Annotated in this window: 19 protein-coding genes and 4 tRNA genes; 11 read left to right on the top strand and 12 right to left on the bottom strand. The window is 66.2% G+C overall.

Annotated features, from left to right (window positions below):
• Positions 1 to 173 precede the first annotated feature (173 nt).
• Both AB0C27_RS51825 and AB0C27_RS51820 read right to left on the bottom strand, forming a co-directional pair.
• Positions 174 to 1,613 (bottom strand): TnsA endonuclease N-terminal domain-containing protein, encoded by a 1,440-nt coding sequence (locus AB0C27_RS51825; protein ID WP_357861964.1) that lies wholly within the window; start codon positions 1,611 to 1,613, stop codon positions 174 to 176.
• Positions 1,614 to 1,996: 383 nt separating this feature from the next.
• Positions 1,997 to 3,664, bottom strand: coding sequence for a restriction endonuclease (locus AB0C27_RS51820; RefSeq protein ID WP_357861962.1), 1,668 nt, complete (start codon positions 3,662 to 3,664; stop codon positions 1,997 to 1,999).
• A 234-nt stretch (positions 3,665 to 3,898) separates the two neighbouring features.
• On the opposite strand from AB0C27_RS51820, the gene AB0C27_RS51815 reads away from it, so the two are divergent.
• The gene (locus tag AB0C27_RS51815; protein WP_357861960.1) at positions 3,899 to 5,188 is read left to right on the top strand and encodes a tyrosine-type recombinase/integrase; all 1,290 of its coding nucleotides are present in this window, start codon (positions 3,899 to 3,901) and stop codon (positions 5,186 to 5,188) included.
• Between the two features lie 61 nt (positions 5,189 to 5,249).
• Here AB0C27_RS51815 and AB0C27_RS51810 read toward each other — a convergent pair.
• Both AB0C27_RS51810 and AB0C27_RS51805 read right to left on the bottom strand, forming a co-directional pair.
• Positions 5,250 to 5,325: transfer RNA gene (locus AB0C27_RS51810), tRNA-Lys, on the bottom strand.
• 49 nt (positions 5,326 to 5,374) lie between these two features.
• The gene (locus tag AB0C27_RS51805) at positions 5,375 to 6,529 is read right to left on the bottom strand and encodes an acyl-CoA dehydrogenase family protein (protein WP_357861958.1); all 1,155 of its coding nucleotides are present in this window, start codon (positions 6,527 to 6,529) and stop codon (positions 5,375 to 5,377) included.
• A gap of 94 nt (positions 6,530 to 6,623) precedes the next feature.
• Here AB0C27_RS51805 and AB0C27_RS51800 point away from each other — a divergent pair, with 94 nt between their 5' ends.
• The gene (locus AB0C27_RS51800; protein WP_357861956.1) at positions 6,624 to 6,911 is read left to right on the top strand and encodes a PspC domain-containing protein; all 288 of its coding nucleotides are present in this window, start codon (positions 6,624 to 6,626) and stop codon (positions 6,909 to 6,911) included.
• Here the strand turns inward: AB0C27_RS51800 and AB0C27_RS51795 are convergent, their stop codons facing one another.
• On the bottom strand, positions 6,912 to 8,195 hold the full coding sequence (locus AB0C27_RS51795; RefSeq protein ID WP_357861954.1) for an MFS transporter: 1,284 nt from the start codon (positions 8,193 to 8,195) through the stop codon (positions 6,912 to 6,914).
• 109 nt (positions 8,196 to 8,304) lie between these two features.
• Positions 8,305 to 8,646 carry a metallopeptidase family protein gene (locus AB0C27_RS51790; RefSeq protein ID WP_346105549.1) on the bottom strand — a complete coding sequence of 114 codons (342 nt, stop codon included), beginning with the start codon at positions 8,644 to 8,646 and terminating at the stop codon, positions 8,305 to 8,307.
• A 114-nt stretch (positions 8,647 to 8,760) separates the two neighbouring features.
• On the opposite strand from AB0C27_RS51790, the gene AB0C27_RS51785 reads away from it, so the two are divergent.
• From AB0C27_RS51785 to AB0C27_RS51770, 4 genes are all read left to right on the top strand, one after another.
• The gene (locus AB0C27_RS51785) at positions 8,761 to 10,260 is read left to right on the top strand and encodes a metallophosphoesterase (RefSeq protein WP_357861952.1); all 1,500 of its coding nucleotides are present in this window, start codon (positions 8,761 to 8,763) and stop codon (positions 10,258 to 10,260) included.
• A tRNA-Glu gene (locus AB0C27_RS51780) sits at positions 10,261 to 10,333 on the top strand.
• Between the two features lie 99 nt (positions 10,334 to 10,432).
• Positions 10,433 to 10,507: transfer RNA gene (locus AB0C27_RS51775), tRNA-Asp, on the top strand.
• Positions 10,508 to 10,512: 5 nt separating this feature from the next.
• A tRNA-Phe gene (locus tag AB0C27_RS51770) sits at positions 10,513 to 10,586 on the top strand.
• Positions 10,587 to 11,375: 789 nt separating this feature from the next.
• Here AB0C27_RS51770 and AB0C27_RS51765 read toward each other — a convergent pair.
• Positions 11,376 to 11,918, bottom strand: coding sequence for a hypothetical protein (locus tag AB0C27_RS51765; protein WP_219532519.1), 543 nt, complete (start codon positions 11,916 to 11,918; stop codon positions 11,376 to 11,378).
• Between the two features lie 645 nt (positions 11,919 to 12,563).
• Here AB0C27_RS51765 and AB0C27_RS51760 point away from each other — a divergent pair.
• The 4 genes from AB0C27_RS51760 to AB0C27_RS51745 all read left to right on the top strand — a co-directional run bounded on the left by AB0C27_RS51760 (position 12,564) and on the right by AB0C27_RS51745 (position 14,902).
• Positions 12,564 to 12,845 carry a hypothetical protein gene (locus AB0C27_RS51760; RefSeq protein ID WP_357861950.1) on the top strand — a complete coding sequence of 94 codons (282 nt, stop codon included), beginning with the start codon at positions 12,564 to 12,566 and terminating at the stop codon, positions 12,843 to 12,845.
• Between the two features lie 326 nt (positions 12,846 to 13,171).
• Complete coding sequence (locus tag AB0C27_RS51755) at positions 13,172 to 13,492, top strand: ankyrin repeat domain-containing protein (protein WP_357861948.1); 321 nt, start codon at positions 13,172 to 13,174, stop codon at positions 13,490 to 13,492.
• A gap of 766 nt (positions 13,493 to 14,258) precedes the next feature.
• Positions 14,259 to 14,510 carry a type II toxin-antitoxin system prevent-host-death family antitoxin gene (locus AB0C27_RS51750; RefSeq protein WP_357862018.1) on the top strand — a complete coding sequence of 84 codons (252 nt, stop codon included), beginning with the start codon at positions 14,259 to 14,261 and terminating at the stop codon, positions 14,508 to 14,510.
• Positions 14,495 to 14,902 (top strand): PIN domain-containing protein, encoded by a 408-nt coding sequence (locus tag AB0C27_RS51745; protein ID WP_357861946.1) that lies wholly within the window; start codon positions 14,495 to 14,497, stop codon positions 14,900 to 14,902. Before AB0C27_RS51750 ends, AB0C27_RS51745 begins: the two co-directional genes overlap by 16 nt.
• A gap of 128 nt (positions 14,903 to 15,030) precedes the next feature.
• Here the strand turns inward: AB0C27_RS51745 and AB0C27_RS51740 are convergent, their stop codons facing one another.
• Together AB0C27_RS51740 and AB0C27_RS51735 are read right to left on the bottom strand one after the other, a co-directional pair.
• Positions 15,031 to 15,630, bottom strand: coding sequence for a hypothetical protein (locus AB0C27_RS51740; protein WP_357861944.1), 600 nt, complete (start codon positions 15,628 to 15,630; stop codon positions 15,031 to 15,033).
• A 941-nt stretch (positions 15,631 to 16,571) separates the two neighbouring features.
• A complete protein-coding gene (locus AB0C27_RS51735; protein WP_357861942.1) occupies positions 16,572 to 17,513 on the bottom strand; it encodes an SDR family NAD(P)-dependent oxidoreductase in 942 nt (313 codons plus the stop codon).
• Positions 17,514 to 17,606: 93 nt separating this feature from the next.
• On the opposite strand from AB0C27_RS51735, the gene AB0C27_RS51730 reads away from it, so the two are divergent.
• A complete protein-coding gene (locus AB0C27_RS51730; protein ID WP_357861940.1) occupies positions 17,607 to 18,179 on the top strand; it encodes a TetR family transcriptional regulator in 573 nt (190 codons plus the stop codon).
• 15 nt (positions 18,180 to 18,194) lie between these two features.
• On the opposite strand, the gene AB0C27_RS51725 is transcribed toward AB0C27_RS51730, so the two are convergent.
• The 3 genes from AB0C27_RS51725 to AB0C27_RS51715 form a co-directional block, all read right to left on the bottom strand.
• On the bottom strand, positions 18,195 to 18,833 hold the full coding sequence (locus tag AB0C27_RS51725; RefSeq protein ID WP_357861938.1) for a response regulator transcription factor: 639 nt from the start codon (positions 18,831 to 18,833) through the stop codon (positions 18,195 to 18,197).
• A gap of 41 nt (positions 18,834 to 18,874) precedes the next feature.
• A complete protein-coding gene (locus AB0C27_RS51720; RefSeq protein ID WP_357861936.1) occupies positions 18,875 to 20,026 on the bottom strand; it encodes a sensor histidine kinase in 1,152 nt (383 codons plus the stop codon).
• A 191-nt stretch (positions 20,027 to 20,217) separates the two neighbouring features.
• Positions 20,218 to 20,436, bottom strand: coding sequence for a type II toxin-antitoxin system VapB family antitoxin (locus AB0C27_RS51715; protein WP_357861934.1), 219 nt, complete (start codon positions 20,434 to 20,436; stop codon positions 20,218 to 20,220).
• Between the last annotated feature and the right edge of the window lie 23 nt (positions 20,437 to 20,459).

The raw sequence follows: 20,459 nt of genomic DNA, 5'->3' as shown, positions 1-20,459 counted from the left end.
ATGCCGTTTCAGGTGCCGATGAGCAACCAGCGAGCAACCACAGCGCGGATGGCATCCCTTGACCATTAAATCTGTCAGTTTGATTACTGGTCCCGCCTATGACCTGTGCCCTTGAGGAGCCATCAACGATCAGCATCGAGCTACAGGGCGCTCCAAAAAATGCTGGTTTAGCCCTATGCGGCCGGTTTTGATACGGCACAGTTCGTCGAGATGCGGTACGGGCGAAGCTGGAAGTTCCAGCCTTGTTGAAGGACGATGGCCGCGATCTCGATGCTCGTCAGCGGCTTTTCTTTCCTCAAGTGCAAAATGTCTGACCAGTACAGGTCTCGTTTCGTTAGGGCGCTGAGCAGCAGTTCCACCGTCATCGGATCGACCATCAGATCGGCCAATTGTCGCATATGGCGAGCGCCGTCTGTCACGATGTGGCCCCATCCGCGCTCGGCGCAGTACGCAAACATGGCTGCAGCCTTGACACGGTTGATGGACGTGGCCATTTCAACATGTGGTTTGACCTCAACGAGAAAGCACCGTTGGTCCTTTGTCACGGCCAGGAGATCGGGATAATAGGTGTGTTTCTCGCCGCTGAACTGGTAAGGGATGGCCGCAGGTTGTTCGCAATACCAGGCGATTTGATCGGCTAGATCAAAGGTTTGAATCACTCGCAGTTCAGCAATTGACTCGTAGGCGACCTTGCGGCCCAGCTTGGGGGAGTCCCATAGGCCGCTGTGTTCCCGTTCACGGATTGAGCGACGTGCCCGTACCTGTCGTGCGTCCGGAAGGCTGCCCCGGGTGGAAGGCCACACAACCGCGGCGAGCAGCCTGGCACAGCGTTCGGTGGCACGCCTTGCCGCACCCGTCTGCCGAAGGTGCTGCCGCTCCCTCTCACGCCGCCGGGCGAGGATGCTGGTGGTCTGCGCAGCGAATTGCTTGCCTTCCTGCAAGCTGTACTTGGCGACTGCGGCCATGAACCGGACGGCCAGGCGCGGATCGGCGTTCGGTAGTGCAATCTCGGAGATGGTGAGCAGAGCTTCAGCGGAATCAACCGAGGACTCGCCGGCCTGTTCCAACGACCGGTGGACGAGGCTTCGGACATGATCGATCGCCCATGGCATCCGGTGCTCGGCCCGCAGCCGCTGCAGGACCTTCTCCTGAAGCTGACGTGCTCGCTCTTTGCTCACCTCATGTGCTGCACCGACGGTCTCCAGAGACTGCGGCTGATAGTCGTACAAGCCGAGTCTACGGGCGAGGACGTCTCGACGACGGGAGTTGCTGACGCCGCTGATCGCTGCTGCTGGCAACTCTCGAGCGTGGATAAGGGTATCTTCATCGGCCGAGCGGAGCGCCTGCCAGCTCAGGTCGACCAGTCCCAGCCCGGGCCAGGAGCACTCCACCGCCCACCGCGTCAACAGCAGGCGGCCGGTGTGTTCCAGTAATGCGCGGCCTGCCCGATCGAGATCGTCCTTCGAGTACTTGAACAGGTCGGCGACTTCCGGTCGGGCATGAAACTCTGCCTGCCGCTCGGCGTCCAGGCCGGTGCCCGTGATGGCCTGCCAGATGTTCAGGACGCGATCGATATGTGCTCGATGCCAGGTGTAGGCGTCGATGGGATCCACGCCTTCGCTGGGAGGAATCATTTCGGCCAGGCGTGACTGAAGGGTACCGATGGTGCGTCCGTGCAGGTTCGCGATCTCTTCAAGGGGGATCCCCGCTCGTAGCTCGGCGAGGAGCGTGTTGAGCTCCTGCCGTTCCCATCGGGCTCCGTGCCGTGGGGGCAGTACGGCTGTGGCCGGTGGTCGTGTTATCGAGCTGTGGTCTGCCGTCTCAGGCAAAGCGCGCTCCATACCGTCGTGAACTATGAGATTGGGTGATCCCGCGGTTTGAGACCAAGTGCTTGGAAGGTTGGTGACGAGTTGTCGCCTTGATTCGCGGGCCGTCCGGCAGATGAGGCCGTGGCTCGCCGGCCTGAGGGCCATCGGGCCGGCACAAGGCGACGGGTTCATCGGCGGTGTGGCGGGCGCTTCGGCAAGCTGATGAGAACGTCGAGTCCCAAATGCTCCTTGCACAGGTAGACGAGTTCCTCGCACTCGATGAGCTGGATGCGTCCGTGGCGGGAGGCGAAGTCACGGCTGTCCTTGCCGACCCAGGAGGTGGTTACGAGGATGCCTTTAGTGGCGTGCTTGTCCTCCATGACGCCGGCCAGGGCGCGGACTGGTTCGATGCCGACGGTGCTCTTGGTTCGCTTGGCTTGGATGATGCATACACCGCCGAATACTGGGTCTTCGTTGACGGCGACGGCGTCCACGCCGTCGTCGCGGGAGGGCTGGGTGACCCAGCTCTTCATTCCCATGGCTTCGAAGAGTTGGCGGGTCAGGTGCTCGAACTCCGTGGGGGTCATGGCCAGCAGGTCGGGGCGGCTGTCGAGTCCGGCGACGGCGTCGATGCCTTCGACGAACTTGTACTGGGCCAGGAGAGCTTCAAAGTCGACGACTGGACGTACCGCTTCCAGTTCGTACGGGTGCGGTGATACCAGGGCGTTGAGTTTTTGCTTGAGGCAGTGGACGGGGTCGAGGTCGGTCAGCACGAACGTGGAGAACACGTCCCTGGTCGCGGTGACGCTGATGAGGCAGGGCCGGATAGGTTGGCCCGTCGCCCGGTCCTTCGTCGACGCGTGGCCGTTGAAGGTGGCAGTGTCGACGAGGCTGGCGAGGACGGAGCTGAAGACGTCGTGCAGCGTGCGCAGGGAGACCTGGGCGATGAGGTTGCCGTACCGGTCTTTGATCTCCTTGGGAGGGCGGGGCAGGGCGTCGAGCTCATCGCGCGACTGGACGTAGCGGTATCCCCGGGTAGTGGGAATCACGTCCTGGGAGGGGAGTTCATACTCGACAACAAGTTCTTTGGCTTCTGGGCGGTAGATCACTCGTGTCTGGTGCGGAAACGTCTCCGGGTACGGTGAGGCGTCGAGGACCAGGGTGAAGAATTGCGCCACAGTGTCGGAGTCGCCGGCTCGCGCCCTTCTCTCGAAGTCGTCGACCTGGGCGTTGTAGTCCTCTGCTTCCTTGCGCTGGCTAACCACCCACTGCTGGTAGGAGCGCCGCCGCTCCTCCAGCTGTTTCTGGCGCTCGCCGACAGCTGCCTCGTAACGCGTCACTTCGCCCTGGTATCTCTGCCGGGCTTCGGCTTCCTCGCGCTCGTATCGTGCGGCGTTGAAGAGCCGGCCGAACACGCCGGGTGGGCGGGGAGCGAACGAAGCCCAGTGCGGCTTGCCAGGCGGAGGGGCATCCAGACCCGCAGGGTCGAAGGTGGTCGGCTGAACGGTGCGTTTGAGGGAGGCAAAGGTGAGCTCTGGCCGCCGTCTGACGCCTGTGACGAGCACGGAGTCTAGTTCCTCGACGACGGACTGAAGGTCGGCCGTCGATTCGGCGGCCTCGGACTTGCGGGACTCGACATATAGACGTTTGCGCTCACGCTCGTTTGCAGCGGCACGCTGCGCGGCGGCACGCTGAGCACGCACCCGTTCACGTTCTGCTCTGGCCGCTGCCTGAGCTGCTGTTCGGCGGGCCTGCTGCTCCAATCGCTGCTGACGTGCTCGCTCACGCTGCAGTTCGGCCCATATGCCGCGCTTCTTGGCCATGTCCCCTCCGAGCTTGCTGATCTTGTTCAGCACCTCCGTAAGTAACGTAGCGAAGCTCTACGACAGTTTGAAATGGATAAACTTAATTCACTTTTCGGGCATGCCGATAAAGCGGTCTCGTCATAGCGGGGGGACTGGTGTTTGAGGAGAATCTTTGAGGCAGGGCCAGCCACTAATAGAACGAGGCCTCGGCGCTGGCTGTATCCATCACTGACGTCGACGTCATAGAAGCACTTCGCCTCGTTTCCTTAAAGAAGGTGATGCACGATGGGTGGGAACGCGCTGATCGTCTACCGCCGCTGCGGGTGCCAGGGAGCGGAACGGTCTTGTCTGCGATTGGCCGAGCCCCGGCATGGGTCGTGGTACTTCGCGGTCCAGGTGGTCGGCGCAAGCGGACGGCGTGAGCGGGTGCGCAAGGGCGGTTTCGCCAGCGCAGAGGAAGCCGAGCAGGCAGGCGAACAGCTGATTGCGGCTGATCGAGAAGGAGCGGTTGGCGCCACCTGCACCGTGGCGCAGTGGCTTCGGGCCTGGCTCGGCAGCGATCAATCGATCCGCCCGCGGACACGGCAGGGGTATGCCGACCACGTCCGGCTCCATCTCGTCCCCGGCCTGGGGCGAGTGCGGCTGGCGGAGCTGTCGAGCCTGAATGTGCGCCAGCTGTTCAGTGCGCTGGCCCGGCGCCGTAACCGGTATGGGCGGCCGTTGTCGCCGTCGACGTTGCAACGAATTCACGCGACGCTGCGGGCGGCCCTGAACGCGGCGGTCCGTGAAGGGCTGCTGACCAGCAACCCTGCCCGCCACCTGCGGTTGCCGCGACCACGATGTCCTCATGCCGTGGTGTGGTCACAACGTCGGGTAGCGGCCTGGCAGGCCGACGGACAACGGCCGGCAGTGGCCGTGTGGACCACGCAGCAACTGAGAGCGTTCCTCGCGTTCGTTCACGGTGATGCCTTGTTCGCACTGTGGTGGTTGGCGGCGTTGCGCGGGCTGCGTCGCGGGGAACTGGCCGGACTGCGCTGGGTGGAGGTCAATCTGGAGGCCGCCGAGCTGACCGTGGCCCAGCAGTTGATCCAGCACGGCGGTCAGATTCGGGTCGTGCCGCCCAAGAGCGCGGCCAGCCAGCGCACCGTAGCCCTGGACGGTGAGACGGTTCGGCTCCTGCTCGAACACGAACGACGTCAGGCCGAACAACAACAGCGCTGCGGCTCGGAGTGGAACGCCGACGGGTATGTGTTCGTCCGGGATGACGGCCGTCCCATAGCACCGGACTACTTGACGCAAAGGTTCAGGCAGCTTGTGCTGGCCAGCAGACTCCCACCGGTGCGGCTCCACGACCTCCGTCATGGAGCCGCCTCGACCGCGCTGGCTGCGCAAGTGGATCTGCGTACCGTTCAGGGGCAACTCGGGCACGCCAGCATCGTGCTGACCGCGGACACCTACACGTCCGTGCTGCCGGAGCTGTACCACGAGGCGGCGGAGGCAACGGCCCGGCTGGTGCTGACGACGGCGCGCACGACCGCCAGAAAAGTCCGAAGAATCCGGTTGCCCCAGACGTGACCCAAGCATGACCCAGATCAAGAACCAGGATCTTGCACAGACCAGAAACCCCAGGTCGGAGTGGTAGGGCGCCCGGGGCTCGAACCCGGAACCTACGGATTAAAAGTCCGCAGCTCTGCCAATTGAGCTAACGCCCCTCGCACCAGCAAGGGTACAGAGATTACCGCCCCGTCCGCGACGCCTCCATCACCGGTAGGCCGCCAGCCCCGTCAGCGCCTCCCCGAGCACCAGAGTGTGCACTTCCTGGGTGCCTTCGTACGTCAGCACACTCTCCAGGTTGTTCATGTGCCTGATCACAGGGTACTCCAGGGTGATCCCGTTGCCACCCAAGATCGAGCGTGCCTGGCGGGCGATGTCGAGGGCGGCTCGTACGTTGGCCAGTTTGCCGAAGCTGATCTGCCGCGGCTCCAGTTTCCCGGCGTCCTTGAGTTCGCCGAGGTGCAGGGCGGTGAGGCCGGCCTGGGTCATGCCGACGTACATCCAGGCGAGTTTCTCCTGCGTCAGCTGGAACGCCCCGATCGGTTTGTCGAACTGGACGCGCGTCTTCGAGTAGTCGACGGCCGCCTCCAGGCAGGCGCGGGCGGCGCCGACGACGCCCCAGATGATGCCGAAACGGGCCTCGGAGAGGCAGGAGAGCGGGCCGCGCAGGCCCACGACGCCGGGGAGGGCGGCCGAGGCGGGCAGGCGTACGTCGTCGAAGTAGAGGGAGGAGGTGACGGAGGCTCTCAGGGACAGCTTCTTGTGGATCTCAGGGGCGGAGAAGCCGGGGGTGGAGGTGGGGACGACGAAGCCGCGTACGCCCTCGTCGGTCTGCGCCCAGACCACAGCGACGTCGGCGATCGAGCCGTTGGTGATCCACATCTTGGAGCCGTTGAGGATCCAGTCGGAGCCGTCCTTCTTCGCGTACGTCCGCATACCGGCCGGGTCGGAGCCGTGGTCGGGCTCGGTGAGGCCGAAGCAGCCGATGGCCTGGCCGGCGGCCATGCGGGGCAGCCATTCGTTCTTCTGCTCGTCGGAGCCGTAACGCCAGATGGGGAACATGGCCAGCGAGCCCTGGACCGACACGAAGGAGCGCAGGCCCGAGTCGCCGGCCTCCAGTTCGCGGCAGGCCACGCCGTACGACACCGCGTCCGTGCCCGCGCAGCCGTACCCTTGGAGGTGCATGCCGAGGAGCCCGAGCGAGCCGAGTTCGGGCGCCAGCTCGCGCGCGGGGAAGACGGCCTCCTCGAACCAGTCCCCGACGTGCGGAAGGACGCGGTCGGCGACGAAGGATCTGACCGTGTCGCGGATGAGCCGCTGGTCAGGGCCGAGGCGGTCGTCCAGGCGCAGCAGGTCGTCCATGGTGGGTCCTCTCCCTCGTACATAGGGGGCTACCAGGGTTCTACCAGGGGCAATCCTGATGTGCGAACACCGGCCCGGCGGGCAGTCTTGAGGCATGAGCGAATACAACGTCAAGAAGCTGCGTCGGACGCACAAGGGCCGGATCATCGCGGGTGTCTGCGCGGGCATCGGGGAGTACGTCGGGATCGACGCCAACCTGGTCCGGATCGCGCTGGCGATCGCGACCCTGTTCGGCGGCATCGGCGTCGGCGTCTACGCGATCGGCTGGCTCCTCATGCCGGACGAGGAGCACGACACCTCGATCGTCCAGGACCTGATCAACAAGCAGCAGGCCAACCGGGCGGCCACGGACTGGAGCGGCGAGCAGAAGCCCCAGCAGTGATCAGGCGGTGGCCTGGGCACCCACCCGGGCGGTCTTGTCACGAGACTCGGTCCAGATCATGGCGAGCACGGCCGCGCTGATCACCCCGGCGATCCCCGCCAGCGCGACCACCGGCTCGGGGCCGAGTCTCTCCGCCGCGAAACCGCCCACCAGGATGCCGATCCCCTGTACGGCCATCAGTCCCGACTGCACGAGGCCGAACGCCTGCGCGCGACGTTCGGGCGGTACGGACTGAACGAAGGCCGCATTGGCCGCGAGCTGGTACGCCCCACCGATCCCGGACAGAACCCACGCCACCAGCACCACGGCCAGCGGCGGCCGGATCGCGGTGACGATCAGGGGCGCGCAGCTCAGCATGGCCATCCACCCCATGAGCCGCAGCCGTCTCGGCGGCGAGACGAACCTGCTGAACAGGAACGCGCCCACCACCGTCCCGGCCGGCATGGCCGCCATCAGCAGCCCGGTGATCACGGGAACGGGCAGGCCGCCGGTGTGCAGGGCGGCGGCGTAGGGGGCGGCGAGGCCCTCGGGCAGGATGTAGAAGCCGCAGAGCCAGGCGAACAGCACCAGCGTGCGCAGCTTGCGCGACCCGAAGACCAGCCGGGCTCCGCCCTTGGTCATCGTCCACATGGACGGCTTGGCGCCGTCGGGCTGGGCGGCGGGGCGGCGGCGTACGCCCGAGACCAGGATCAGCGCCGATCCGAGGAACGTGGCCGCGTCGAGGGCCAGCGCCCGGTACGGGCCCATCGTGGCGATGAGCGCTCCGCCGGCCGCGAAACCGAGCATCTGCACGGCCTGGTTGGTCATGTTCTGCAGGGCCGAGCCCATGACGTACGCGTCGCCTTCGAGCACCTCCGGCAGCAGCGCCGCCCGCGCGGCCGAGAAGGGTGCGCTGAGCAGCACCACCAGGAAGACCAGCGCGCACAGCGCCCAGAACGGCACGCCGGGCACCGCCATCACGCCCACCAGCGCGGCCCTGAGCAGGTCGCAGGTCACCATGACGCCCCGGCGCGCGAACCGGTCGGCCAGGCCGGCCAGCAGCGGCCCGCCGACGATACTGGGCAGGTAGGTCAGCGCGTAGACGGCGGCCGTGGCCAGGGGTGAGCCCGTGCGATCGTAGACGAGCACGGCCAGCGCCACCTGCGCGAGCTGGTCGCCGAGGAGCGAGAGACCCTGGCCGTACCAGAGCGCCCGGAACTCCCTGACGGCGATGACCTCTCGATATGTGACTTGTCGTTCTTGTCCGGCACGGCGATGCCGTCCCGGCGGCCGTCTCGCCCGCATGGCCCCCATTGGACTCCGCTGTACCTGACTCAGGGTGCTCGCTATGTCACCTAAGGTGCCCGAACGGAGGGTCGGCCGCAACCCAAAGCAGCCAACCAAAAGCAAAGGGTTACCAGCCCAATTCGTGAAGCCGCGCGTCGTCGATGCCGAAGTGATGCCCGACCTCATGCACGACCGTGATGCGGACCTCGTCGATCACGTCCGCTTCGGTGGCACAAATTTGACATATCGGATTGCGGTAGATCTCGATCCGGTCGGGCAGAACAGCTGAGTACCAGTCGCCGCGTTCGGTGAGGGGGACACCGGTGTACAGGCCGAGCAGGTGGGGCTCCGGCGGGTCATCGACGACCGTGACCACGACATTGCTCATGGCGCGCGTGAGCTCCGGAGGAATCGTGTCCAATGCCTCGGCCACGAGTTCCTCGAACTTCTCCCGCGAAACCTCGATCACACTTGCCATTCTGCCCCGCCGGTCAGGTAAGCAAGAATCTGTATGAAGTTCGCGCACAGGGCAAAGACAGTTATTCGATCACGAGGGGCAGCGCGTGGGGCGAGGATCGCCGCCGTGCTCCTCGTGGCCGCCGTGGGTGCCTGGCTCGGCATCTTCCTCAGCGGCACCGTACGCACGCAGGTTGGTCCGGTGGAGACCGGAATGTCGCTCCGGCCGGCCTGGGGCGGCGAGACGGTCGTCGACGCCAGCCCGCTCGGCACCCTCACCTTCCGCACCCACGCCGCTCCGCTGCGGCTGCGCATCACGCTGGAGAACATCGACCAGGAACGTGCCAAATCCCTCCTGGAGGATCCGCGCCTGGCCGACCGCCTGCCCGGTGTGATCGAGGACGACCTCCTCGACGGCGTGCGCGCCCTCATCATCCGCTCGCTGCTCTGTGCCGGGGCCGGAGCGCTGCTCGCCGTGCTGATGGTGTTCCGGCGTCCGAAAGTGGCTCTGATGGGCCTTCTGGCGGCTTCCGTGGCCCTGGCCGCCACCGGAGCCCTCGCCGCTCTCACGTTCCGCCCGAACTCGCTCGTCGAGCCGCGCTACTCGGGCCTGATCGCCGCCGCCCCCTCGCTCGTGGGCAGCGCGGAGTCGATCGTCAGCAAGTTCGAGTCGTACCGGTCGCAGCTCACCAAACTCGTCACGAACGTCTCCAAGCTCTACGACACCGTCTCGAACCTGCCCCTGTACGACGCCAACCCCAAGACCATCCGCGTCCTGCACGTCTCCGACATTCACATCAACCCCATCGCCTGGAACGTCATCCGCTCGCTCAAGGACCAGTTCGCCGTAGACCTGATCGTCGACACGGGCGACATCTCCGACCATGGCACGAAGGCGGAGAACAAGTTCGTGGACGAGATCGGCACCCTGAAGGTCCCGTACGTGTTCGTCCGCGGCAACCACGACTCGATGACGACCCAGAAGGCCGTCGAGAAGCAGAAGAACGCCATCGTTCTCGACGACCGGTCCAGGAAGGTCGCCGGCCTGACCATCTACGGCCTCGGGGACCCCCGCTTCACCCCCGACAAATCGGTCACCGTCGACTCCGACCCGAAGGCACTGGCCCACTTCGGCCGCTCCCACGTGCCCAAGGTCAACAAGGCGGACGTGATCGCCGTGCACGACGGGGAGATCGGCAAGGGCTTCTCGGGCGCGGCCCCCATGATCCTCGCCGGACACGCCCACGAACGCAGGACGAACCTGTTCCCGACCGGCACCCGCATGCTCGTCCAGGGCTCGACCGGCGGAGCTGGCCTGCGCGCGCTCGAACACGCCCAGCCGACCCCCGTACAGGCGTCCGTCCTGTACTTCGACAAGGAGACCAGACGGCTGCAAGCGTGGGACGACATCACGCTCGGCGGACTCGGGGAGCAGTCGGTCTACATCCAACGTCACGTGGAGCCCGACCCACAACGTATGATTTCCCCAGAGCCAACGACCGCCCCGTCGCCAACGGGAACGATCACTGGCACCCGGTCACCGGCCGCCGGTCCGCCACTTTGGCATCAGGGGCGATCGTCCCCTATGCTTCAGAGGTCTCCGACGGAAGGCGACAGGGAATCCTGAGCCCCCATCGTCTAGCGGCCTAGGACACCGCCCTTTCAAGGCGGCGGCACGGGTTCGAATCCCGTTGGGGGCACTGCGAGCGCCTGGCGCACCCGCAAAACGGATGGTCTAAGGCCACCGAAGAGCTGGTAAGCTAAGCGAGCGCAAACAGCAAGACAGCAACACCAAGCAAGGTCCTGTAGAGCAGTTTGGAGTGCTCGCCACCCTGTCAAGGTGGAGGTCGCGGGTTCAAGTCCCGTCAGGACCGCTCTGGGTCAGGTAGCTCAGTTGGTACGAGCGTCCGCCTGAAAAGCGGAAGGTCGGCAGTTCGACCCTGCCCCTGACCACCTTTTTGAAACAGCACGAATGCCCCGAACGGATCACCGTTCGGGGCTTTTGATCTCTGGTGACAGCAACGTCACCAGTCTTCTTCAGCCAGCTCCCAGCAGGTCGCCGGACTCGGGCGTCTCGGCGAGCAGGTGGTACAACTGCTTGCCCGCGATGAGCCTTTGACGTGGGTTGACGGCGACGGCCAGGTGCTCCCTCGGGAGCGCCCCGACTGCCTAGCTCGGGTAGCGGAAGAAGCGCCGGGTGATCCGCGCCCGTCGCAGGCACCTTCGGCGGTGGCGGCGTTCGTCGCCGATCAGCCGTCTTGCGGCCCCTGAAACGAGGCGAACCCCGCCGCCTGCTCATCGGACAAGAACTCGACCGGCACCGTGAACCTCCATGGGGTCTACGACAAGACCCTCGAAGTTCCCGGAAGCGATCATGGACGGTCAAACCGATGCTCACCACGACAAACGCTTAGCGCACGATCCGGTTCCCATGTTCCTCAGACACCGAACCGTGCACGCCGTGCTCTCGCTCGACGGCTTCCTGTCCTCACTAGAGATTCAAGGCCCTGGATGACGCGTTGCGCCCGTACCCCTCCGGCTGAACCGTCCCCGGGCCCTCCCACCACCCCGAGGCGGTGGTCGCGGGTCGAGGGCCTGATCGCTGGTAACGGCGGTCAGGCCCTCGATCGTTCGGCCGTCATGTGACCGTCCCTGGGGGCGCCGACGGATTCAGGGTTTCGTGGGCGCGACGTCAGCAGGGTCGGGTGACGGCGGTGGATGGACGTACCTCTGCTCGCGGGATCAGCAGGAGAGGGTGTAAGTCGCGGACCCGCCGCTCATCACGAGGGGTGAGTTCGCGTAGCCGGCCTTCGTGAATCGCGCGGCTCCCAGAGACTGGTAGGTGGCGCTTCCTCCCGGGCACGCGACGGATCTGGAGTTCCCCACTTGCGAGACGTTACTCCCCGTCGTGATCTCCCAGGGTAGTCCGGTGCCGTTGACAACGAAAGTCATGGCGAGGTCGATCGTGTCGACGAGGGCGTCGCACTGCGCGGAGGCGGTGGCGACCACCTGGGCGCCGACCACGGTCGGGTTGGAGATGCCCCCACTGCAGGTGATGATGGCCGCCGGAGCCTGCCCGCTCGTCGGCACCGCGGCGGCCGTCCGGACGAGAGTCACGGTGTACGAGCGCTTGTAGCCCTTCCAGGGGGTGTTCTGGTTCTCGGTGGCGAACGGCGTGGACGGGGTACGGTCCGCGTCGGCCGGGCTGGTGGTGAAAGCGGCGATCAGGGCGCAGTTCATGGCCACCAGGGCGGCCAAGCGCATGGCGCGCGTTCGGAAATGCATTGTGATCCCTTCGCGTGAGTGGTTTCTTTTTGCCGGACTGTTTCTGAATGGGATCCAGTTAGGAGCGCGCGGTCGATTGAGCATGCCGGGATGTGCGCGAGTAAGCGACTTCAAGAGTCGCTGCTCTATTTACTCCTGACCTCGTGCGCAGTCACAAGAAACGGTTTATGACGAAGTCTGCAAGGGTGTCTTCAAATCCGGCTGCTGGGGTCAAGGATAGCTCAGAAATGCCCTGGGAAGAATGCGCTGTACCTGGCTGGTTCCGGCCAGATCGAACGGTTGCGAAAGAAGGCGCAGCTCATCAGGGTTGGCCACTAGTTTGGCGCGGCGCCGAGATTGGTGCAGGTCAGGGCCGGATTCATTGATCTCAGACCATAACCTGTGATGTGGAAATTCCGTATCATCGGAGTAAGCTGTTCTCCGTAACTGAAGGTCACGTTATGTGATGGCGACATGGTCCGGTCATGCTCGTGATGAAGCAGGACGAGCGCTGCCTGGAGGATTTTCCGATGCGGCAGGAATCGAGGGTGACCCGGCGCAGAGCTTTGAAGGTGACTGTGAGCAGAGCACGCTGTCGCAAATGAGTCAACCTTCGAACCCGTGTTAGATGACTTGCGAAAAAGCCCATCGACTCTGGCTGGCGTCATGGAAGCGACTACGCGCTTCCGCGCCCAAAAGATATTCAGTAGTGAGCAATGCGAAGAGCAGATCCTCACGCAGATCCAGGGCTGTGAAGAGACGCTTTGTGACCTGTGGAGGGCCGGCGCCGCGACGTCGCCGAAGTCCTTGGCACAGGTGCTTCTGTCGGAAGTGGTGGTCGATGCCGTGCGCAAGGAGCTTCGACGCCAGACGAACTACACCGCCGACTTTGCCGAGGTTCACGGCGCTTTGCGTGACGAGGTGCTACGTGCGGAGATTTTGTCCTGACCGCAGGTGCCTCGAATGAGCGTCCCGAATGGCTTGGCCTGTTCGGGCCGCTCCATCGTCTGTCGGATGTTCAGGCGACAGCAGCGCTGACAGCAACGTCCCCGCACGTAGACCCCACCTCGGCCACCGTCCACCACCCTCTGACCATGGTCTCCGCTGCCCGGCCAGGATGATTGGTCCGCCTGAAAAGCGGAAGGTCGGCAGTTCGACCCTGCCCCCGACCACCTTTTTCGAACAGCCAAGATGCCCCGAAGCGTAGAATCGCTCCGGGGCGTTTTCGTGTCTGTGACAGCAACGTCGCGATCGAGCATGGGTTGGACCACGGTATGAGTCCCGCGTATCTCGCCGTCGAGATGGAGGACGCCGAGAAGCTTCAGGCGCTTCTGGATGGAGGCGTGGATGTCCATGAGGAGCACCACGGGCTAACGCTTCTCCACCACGCGATCGAGGTGGAAGTGGACGGTCACGTGCAGACAGGCGATTGGCTCCACGTCGACATGACGGCGCTCCTTCTCGTGAATGGAGCAGATCCACGACGGCGATCGCACGGCGGCACAGGAGTCTCGGCGGAGCACTTCGCCTTCGTCAACCGGCACTGGTTGGGGGCCCGGCTGATAGAGGCATGGCTGCGGGATCATCCCGAGTAGCTGAGGAGAGCAACCGGCATCTCGAAGTGATCGTCGATCAGGCTCCGACTCCGGCTGACGCAAAGCAGCCGTGAACGCGAGTTCCTCGGTCAGTACGCGTTCCCGGCCATGAACGCAGCCCCGGGCGCAATCACCGATGCTGATCTGGACGAGTTCACCCGCGCTTACGCACGGCCGACCGGTTGGCGCGGCGTTATCGGTCGATGCTGCAGGAAAGCCCCCGGATCAGAGCCTCACGGAGTCTCCTGGGCTGCGAATGGCCGTGCTGACGGTCGGGGGCGACGGCTCCTTCATGGCACAGACCTTGTCCTAGGTAGCGTCGACCGAGATCACCTCGGTGCAGTTCGACGGCGTGGGCCATGACGTCGCGATGGAGGCCCCGGAGGCACTGGCAAATGCGATCCTCCACTTTATCGACACCGCCTGACGGGATGCTCTCATCTGCGGGGGAGGGCATTGTCCGGGGCGCGGCAACCTTGAGAGCCGCGTTGGGCTGGGCGGTCGTACTGAGCGGCAACTGAGAAGTGCCGTCCAGCGCGCACTTCTCAGTTGTACTCAGTGGGACCGCTGACGAGCAGACGGTCGACGAACGAGGTCGTTCAAAGGCCGCCGGAACCGAGGGCACTGAAGGTAGTGGAAGACCAAGGGGACCAAGGGGACCTGAAGCGAGCCTCACTCGGAGGCGTTTCATGTCCGTCTGGAGCTCAAGCGTGGCGGGTGCCACCCAAAGTGAGACTGAATCAGATAATCTGATTTTGTGAAGGTGATGACTGCCACTGAAGCGTCTCGCAGCTTCGCGACGGTTCTCGACGAAGCCGAGCGCGGGGAGACGATCGTGGTGACTCGCGGAGGTAAGCAGATCGCCGTGATCGGCCCTGCGCCCACCGCGCCAGGGCGAATGGTCAAGGCGTTCCTGGCCAGAAGCGTGGGGAGACTGGACGCGGACTTCGAGGCTGATGTCTTGGCGGCCAGGGAGGCGATCGACGACGAGATGAGGGGCACGTGGCCCGACGCCTGATCCTGGACGCGGGTGTGCTCATCGCCGCCGAGCGAGGCCGGGCACCCGTGGACTCCGTGATCGAGGACGCCGATGATGTGGCCATTGCGGCGATCACGGTGGCCGAACTGCTCGTCGGTGTGGAGATGGCCGATGCGATGCGGCGACCTGATCGGCAGGCCTTCGTGGATGAGGTGCTGGCGTTGATTCCGGTCGAGGAGTACACAACGGACGTTGCCAGAGTCCATGCTCGTCTTATGGCGCATGTCCGACGAGAAGGTAAGTCTCGGGGAGCGTACGATCTGCTGATCGCCGCGACGGCTGCGGCCACTGCGAGAACAGTGATCACCATGGACGCCTCGGCCGCTTTTGATGATCTTCCGGGTGTCCGCGCGCAGGTGGTTCCGCGCTGAGTGGTGACGGCCACCAGACTTGACCGGCAAGAACGCCTCGGTTGGGTTTCGGCCGGGGAGTTTCTCGTAGGCTTGACGACAGTGGGCGCAGCGCAGCGCGTTCGGCCTCGTTTGACGGGTGCTGTGGGTTACTGGCCGGAGGGGTGTTTGGAGAGCCAGTCGGTGTGGGCGGCTTTCAGTGTGTCGCGTTCTTGGGTGTTGGTCAGGATGACATCGGCGCCGCCGTCGTAAGGGTGGTAGAGGCGGCGTAGGTCCGTGTCCATGATGAGGACGCTCCTGCATTCGTCGTCGGCGACCGCTCGTAGCAGCGGGTCGAGGAGGCCTGGCTTCCACTGGTGACGTCCGACGTGAATGTGCAGGGTGCAGCCGGGGTCGGAGTCGTCGTCTTCGCGGACTCGGGTCCACGGACGGGAGCCGGGATTCAGGGCGTGGGCGTCGAAGGGGGCGAGGTCGGTGAAACCTTCGTCCATAACGTACGTGATCGTGGTGACGTACATCTCTTGGCCGGCGAACAATTCGGTCAGGACGGTGTCGTAGCGGTGGAGCGCCGTCCGATATTCGGCTTCCGAATGCGCGTAGCGTTTGGAGTTCGGCAGGCTGTGGAAGCGCACCCAGCGATCCGGGTCACCGAACAGCATGTGGCCGATGGGCGGGCAGTCCGGCCACCTGGAATGCCATAGAGCCGAGAGTTCGGGCAGGGCCGGATCTGGTAATTCGTGCAAAGGCATGCGCCTCAGGGTAGGTCGTGGCACTTTGTGATGCGATCTTGTTTTTTTTGGGGTGGACTGGCTGCCTACTCGGTCCTGCGGGTGGAGGTGAGAGGTATGAGGGAACGGCGTTACTCCGCCGCGAACCTCACCGTGATGAGCTGGGATGAGGTAGTTCGGAAGCGGCCGGGCATGTATTTCGGGGTCGGGCGGGAGAATTCCGAGTTGCCCACCAGAATCGTGGTCGCGTTGGTGGTGGACGCGCTGCATCTTCGGGAGGGTGAGCACGGGCGGCGGGTGAGTGTCGAGATTGTCGGTGATCTGCGGTTCAGGGTCGGTGACGATCAGGTTCGTGAGACGGATGGGCGCGGGGTGCCGAGGCTGGATCAGGTTGGGTCGCTTGTCGATCGGTGGCGGTGGGTCCGGGGGGCCGCTACTGCGTTGTGTGCTCGTACGGTCGTCGAGGTGTGGGTGGGAGGGCGGGGGTTTCGGCAGGAGTTGGCTGGTATGCGGCCTCTGGCTGCTCCGCGGGAGGTGGCCTCGGGTGTGGTCGGTGGTTCGGTGAGGGATGGGACGTTGGTTACGTATGAGCTTGATCCTTCGTATTTTGGGCCGGGGGCGGTGGTGGCAGCCTCGCTTGAGGGGTTCGACGTGCATGGTGAGTGGTGTGCGGGGCAACCTGGGGGCGGTTCGGTTGTGGTGACGGATTTGCGATGGAGTGGGGCGGGGTGATGTCGGGTGGGTCGGTGGTGTGTGTCCGTTCTGATGGCGGTGCTCATCGGGCTCTGGTGCTCGGGGTGCGGGGTGGGATGGCGGGCCGGTCTCCGAGCGCACCCGGGACTGTGTCGCGTGGTGCCGGGCGTACGAGTTGAGCAAGAGGGTTGGGGAGCGTGACGGGCCGGTGCCGGGGGGTGGGATGCGGGTGCACTGACCGGTCGTGGACGGGGTGGGGTGAGCGGGGCTCATGTGAGGTGAGAGAAAGGGTCTACGCCAGTGAGGGTGGAGCTGGCGGACCATAGGCGTGCCGCCAGGTCGGCGTCCGCCAGGTGGCCGCGGACGGGTTCGAGGGTGGGCAGGCCGCGGATGCCGAACGTACGCGGGCCCCAGAGCTGGCCGCCCCGTGCCGAAGGGTCGAGGACGGCTCGGACGGCGGGCCAGGCGGCGGACTGCTTGCTCTGGAGGAGGAGGCCGGCGGGCAGGGCGCGCAGTCGTTCCGCGGTGGTGCGGTGGTGGACCCCCGGGCGCGCGGGTGTGAGGGAGTCGAGCGCGCCTCCCGGGTGGGTCACCACGCTCAGCGTCGTGCCACCGGCGGCACGCAGGCGGCGGTCGAGTTCGAAACCGAAGAGCATCTGCGCGAGCTTGGAGCGCGCGTACGTGCGCTTGGGACGGTAGCCGCGCCTGCTCTGGAGATCGTCCAGATCGAGGCTCTCGGACTTCGCCGTGAAGCTGCCGGTGGTGACGACGCGGCTGTCAGGCGTGGCCGCGAGCAGGGGGGCCAGCCAGGAGATCAGTGCGAAGTGGCCGAGGTGGTTGGTGGCGAACATCAGCTCGTGGCCGTCCCTCGTCTCGCGCCGGGGCGGCCGGTCGAGCAGCACGCCCGCGTTGCAGACGACCGCGTCGAGCCGGTCCAGGCGCAGGGCCCGCGCCGAGGTACTGAGGGAGGAGAGGTCGGCGAGGTCGAGGCGGACGTGCTGGACGCGTGCGCCGGGGACCTGGGCGCGGATCGAGGCCCGCGCGGCCTCGGCCTTGGCGGGGTCGCGGCTGCCCAGGACGACGGTGGCGCCGGTGCCGGCGAGTTGTTCCGCGACGAAGTAGCCGATGCCTGCGTTGCCGCCGGTGATGAGGAAGGTCTTGCCGGCGGCCGTGGGCAGGCGTTGTACGTCCCAGGGGTGGTGGGAAGGCATGTGTGGTTCCTGCTCGGAAGATAGGTGAAGTGACTCTGAAACTATAACCAGTTTAGAATTGGAGTCGTTTCAGGTTCCGCTAGTATGGGGCGCATGGCGACGGGGCGGCGTGAGCGCAAGAAGGCACAGACCCGGCGGGCGTTGTCCGACGCCGCGCTGCGGCTGTTCAGCGAACGCGGCTATGACGGCGTCACCGTGGCGCAGATCGCCGAGGAGGCGGATGTCTCGATCGCCACCCTGTTCGCGCACGTCCCGGACGGCAAAGAGGCGTTGATCTTCGACGACGGCGCCGAACGGCACGTCTGGCTGGCCGCCGCCGTCCGCGAGCGGCCCAGCGGGCAGTCCGTGCTGGAGGCGCTGCGCCGCTGTCTGGCCGGCAGCGGGCCCTTCGCAGGCGATCTTCCGCCTGACCAGCGCCGTAAGCGCGACCTGATCGTCAGTACGCCCGCCCTGCGGGAATACTCGCGCAAGCTCTGGATCGCCGGCGCGGCGGCGCTGGCCGAGACCATCGCCGCCGAGAGCGGTCGCGATCCCTCCGACATGGCGGTTCGCGCGCTCGCCCGTTACGTGCTGGAGATCCCCGAGCTCGCCGGCGCGGAGCCGGATCCGCTCGCCGCCATGAACGCCATCTTCGACCTGCTCGAATCCGGCTGGTCCAAGGCGTAGTGCTGGTGCGGGTCCTCAGCGTTGGCGGTCGAGGAGGCCCAGGTCGTACGCCGCCGCGACGGCCGCCGCCCGGTCGTTGACCGCGAGCTTCCCGTACACGTGCAGGAGGTGTGTCTTCACGGTCGCCTCCGTGATGAACAGTTTGCCCGCCACCTCCCGGTTGGTCGCCCCTCGCGCGATGAGCCGCAGCACCTCCAGCTCACGTGGGCTCAGCGTGCGCGGCTCCGGCTCGCGTGCCTCGCGTGCTTTGCGGGTCAGGACGCCGGCCACCGTGGGGGACAGGACGGTCTCGCCTCGGGCCGCCGCGTGCACCGCGCGGCGCAGCTCGTCCCGGGGCGTGTCCTTGAGCAGGTAGCCGGTCGCGCCCTCCGCGATGGCGGGCAGGACGTCGGCGTCGTCGTCGAAGGTGGTCAGGACGAGTACGTGGACGCCGGGCTGCTGCTCGCGCAGGCGGCGGATGGCTTCGGCGCCGCTCATCCCCGGCATGCGGAGGTCGAGGAGCACCACGTCGGGGGTGGTGCGGAGGGCTACCGTGAGCGCTTCTGTGCCGTCGGCCGCCTCACCGACGACCTCGAAGTCATCGGTGTCGAGGATGCCGCGCAGTCCGTCGCGGACGATGGGGTGGTCGTCGACGATGATCAGCCGGATGGGCATGGGGTCACGTCCTCCGTCCGATGCGTGGTGGCTGGCATGGGTCACGGCCTCGGGTCGGCGGGGATGGCGGGTACGGTGGCGGAGATGCCCGTGCCCTGGCCGGGGGCGGTTTCGAGGTCGAACGTGCCCGCCAGCCGGGTGACGCGCTGGCGCATGCCGACCAGGCCGAAGCCGTCCGACGGGCCGGGGGTGAAGCCGGCCCCGTCGTCGCGTACGTCCAGGGCCACCACGTCCTCCATGTACGACAACGTCAGCCCCACCCGCCCCGCCGAGGCGTGCTTGGCCACGTTGGCCAGCGCCTCCTGCGCCACCCGCAGCAGCGTGCTCTCCACCTCCGCGTGCAGGGGTCGCGGCTCGCCGGTGACGGACACGGAGGCGGGCACCCCGGACACCCGTGACCATCGCTCGACGATGCCGGACAGCGCCGCCCCGAGCTGGGCCTCCTCCAGCGGGGCCGGGCGCAGCGCCTGCACCGAGCGGCGGGCCTCGGTCAGGCTCTCCTTGGCCAGCGCGCGTACCGTCTCCAGCCGCTCCCGCGCCTGCGGCACGTCGCCGAGCGCCTCCAGCTGGGTGAGGATGGCGGTCAGGCTCTGGGCGATGGTGTCGTGGATCTCCCTGGCCATCCGCTGCCGCTCGCCGAGCACTCCCGCCTCGCGGGCCTGGGTCAGCAGCCGGGCCTGGAGGTGCGCGTTCTCCTCGGCGAGGGCCGCGAGTCTGGCTCCGTTCTCCTGCAGCCGGCGGTTCTGGTCGCTGATCGTGTGGAAGATCAGTCCGGTCATGGACGCGATCAGCATCCCGACGACGGCGGAGGTCACCAGCTCGGCCGGCGTACGGCCCGCCATGGGACGGGCGGCGACCAGCACGCCCACGGTCACCGCCACCCCGCCGTACGCCCACAAGCCGGGCAGCAGGGCGAAACACTGCAGGAACGTCCCCACGCCGGTCACCGTGAACACCGTGTCGATCCTGACCAGCGCCGCGACGGCGGCCAGCAGCACGGCGAAGTAGCCGGCCAGCGCCCAGGGGCGGGCGATCCACTCGGGGTGCGCGGTCACGAGCAGCCAGTGCCACGCCGCCGCGAACAGCGCCAGCGCCAGCACCTCGGGCCGCCACTCGCGCAGGAGGGAGAACAGGGCGGGCAGCAGGATGAGCGCGTACGGCAGCGCGGCCTGGACCCGGTCCCACCGCCTCACCACCGCAGCCTCATGATCTCCAGCGTAGCCGGGGGATCCGGGACGGCCACAGGGGTTGATGTGCGTCATCTGTCGAGCGTCGTCGGCGGACGGCGATCCGGGCATCCACCGATCGGCTGACGTGCTCGGCGGGAACTCAGCCGATCCGGCGCACGGGCTGCCCGGTCAGGCGGGCGATGGTGTCGTACGCGTCAGGACGGTGAGCCGCCCGCGCCTTTCCCGACGAGGGACAGGTCGATCTCGCCCTCCGCCACCATGGCACGCATCCGGGCCATGGCCTCCGCTCGGCCGCGCCGGTCGACGATTTCGCGCAGGGCCGTGTTGATCCTGTCCTTCCGGGTCGAGGTGCCGAGCAGACGCGCGGCCTCGGCGAGGGCCTCGTCGTCGAGGTCGATCAGGGTTTGCGCCATGGTGGCCCCTCACTCGTCCGTCT

This window comes from Nonomuraea sp. NPDC048882, assembly GCF_040649755.1.
Classification (GTDB): domain Bacteria; phylum Actinomycetota; class Actinomycetes; order Streptosporangiales; family Streptosporangiaceae; genus Nonomuraea; species Nonomuraea maheshkhaliensis.
Note: the sequence above shows the minus strand (reverse complement) of the source record. Positions and strands in the feature narration are given on the sequence as shown.

Excerpts from the sequence above, each read along its gene's own strand:
- AB0C27_RS51815 (WP_357861960.1), top strand. The coding sequence starts at position 3,899 with ATGGGTGGGAACGCGCTGATCGTCTACCGCCGCTGCGGGTGCCAGGGA.
- AB0C27_RS51805 (WP_357861958.1), bottom strand. The coding sequence starts at position 6,529 with ATGGACGACCTGCTGCGCCTGGACGACCGCCTCGGCCCTGACCAGCGG.
- AB0C27_RS51800 (WP_357861956.1), top strand. The coding sequence starts at position 6,624 with ATGAGCGAATACAACGTCAAGAAGCTGCGTCGGACGCACAAGGGCCGG.
- AB0C27_RS51795 (WP_357861954.1), bottom strand. The coding sequence starts at position 8,195 with ATGCGGGCGAGACGGCCGCCGGGACGGCATCGCCGTGCCGGACAAGAA.
- AB0C27_RS51765 (WP_219532519.1), bottom strand. The coding sequence starts at position 11,918 with ATGCATTTCCGAACGCGCGCCATGCGCTTGGCCGCCCTGGTGGCCATG.
- AB0C27_RS51760 (WP_357861950.1), top strand. The coding sequence starts at position 12,564 with ATGGAAGCGACTACGCGCTTCCGCGCCCAAAAGATATTCAGTAGTGAG.
- AB0C27_RS51755 (WP_357861948.1), top strand. The coding sequence starts at position 13,172 with ATGAGTCCCGCGTATCTCGCCGTCGAGATGGAGGACGCCGAGAAGCTT.
- AB0C27_RS51750 (WP_357862018.1), top strand. The coding sequence starts at position 14,259 with ATGACTGCCACTGAAGCGTCTCGCAGCTTCGCGACGGTTCTCGACGAA.
- AB0C27_RS51740 (WP_357861944.1), bottom strand. The coding sequence starts at position 15,630 with ATGCCTTTGCACGAATTACCAGATCCGGCCCTGCCCGAACTCTCGGCT.
- AB0C27_RS51735 (WP_357861942.1), bottom strand. The coding sequence starts at position 17,513 with ATGCCTTCCCACCACCCCTGGGACGTACAACGCCTGCCCACGGCCGCC.
- AB0C27_RS51730 (WP_357861940.1), top strand. The coding sequence starts at position 17,607 with ATGGCGACGGGGCGGCGTGAGCGCAAGAAGGCACAGACCCGGCGGGCG.
- AB0C27_RS51725 (WP_357861938.1), bottom strand. The coding sequence starts at position 18,833 with ATGCCCATCCGGCTGATCATCGTCGACGACCACCCCATCGTCCGCGAC.
- AB0C27_RS51715 (WP_357861934.1), bottom strand. The coding sequence starts at position 20,436 with ATGGCGCAAACCCTGATCGACCTCGACGACGAGGCCCTCGCCGAGGCC.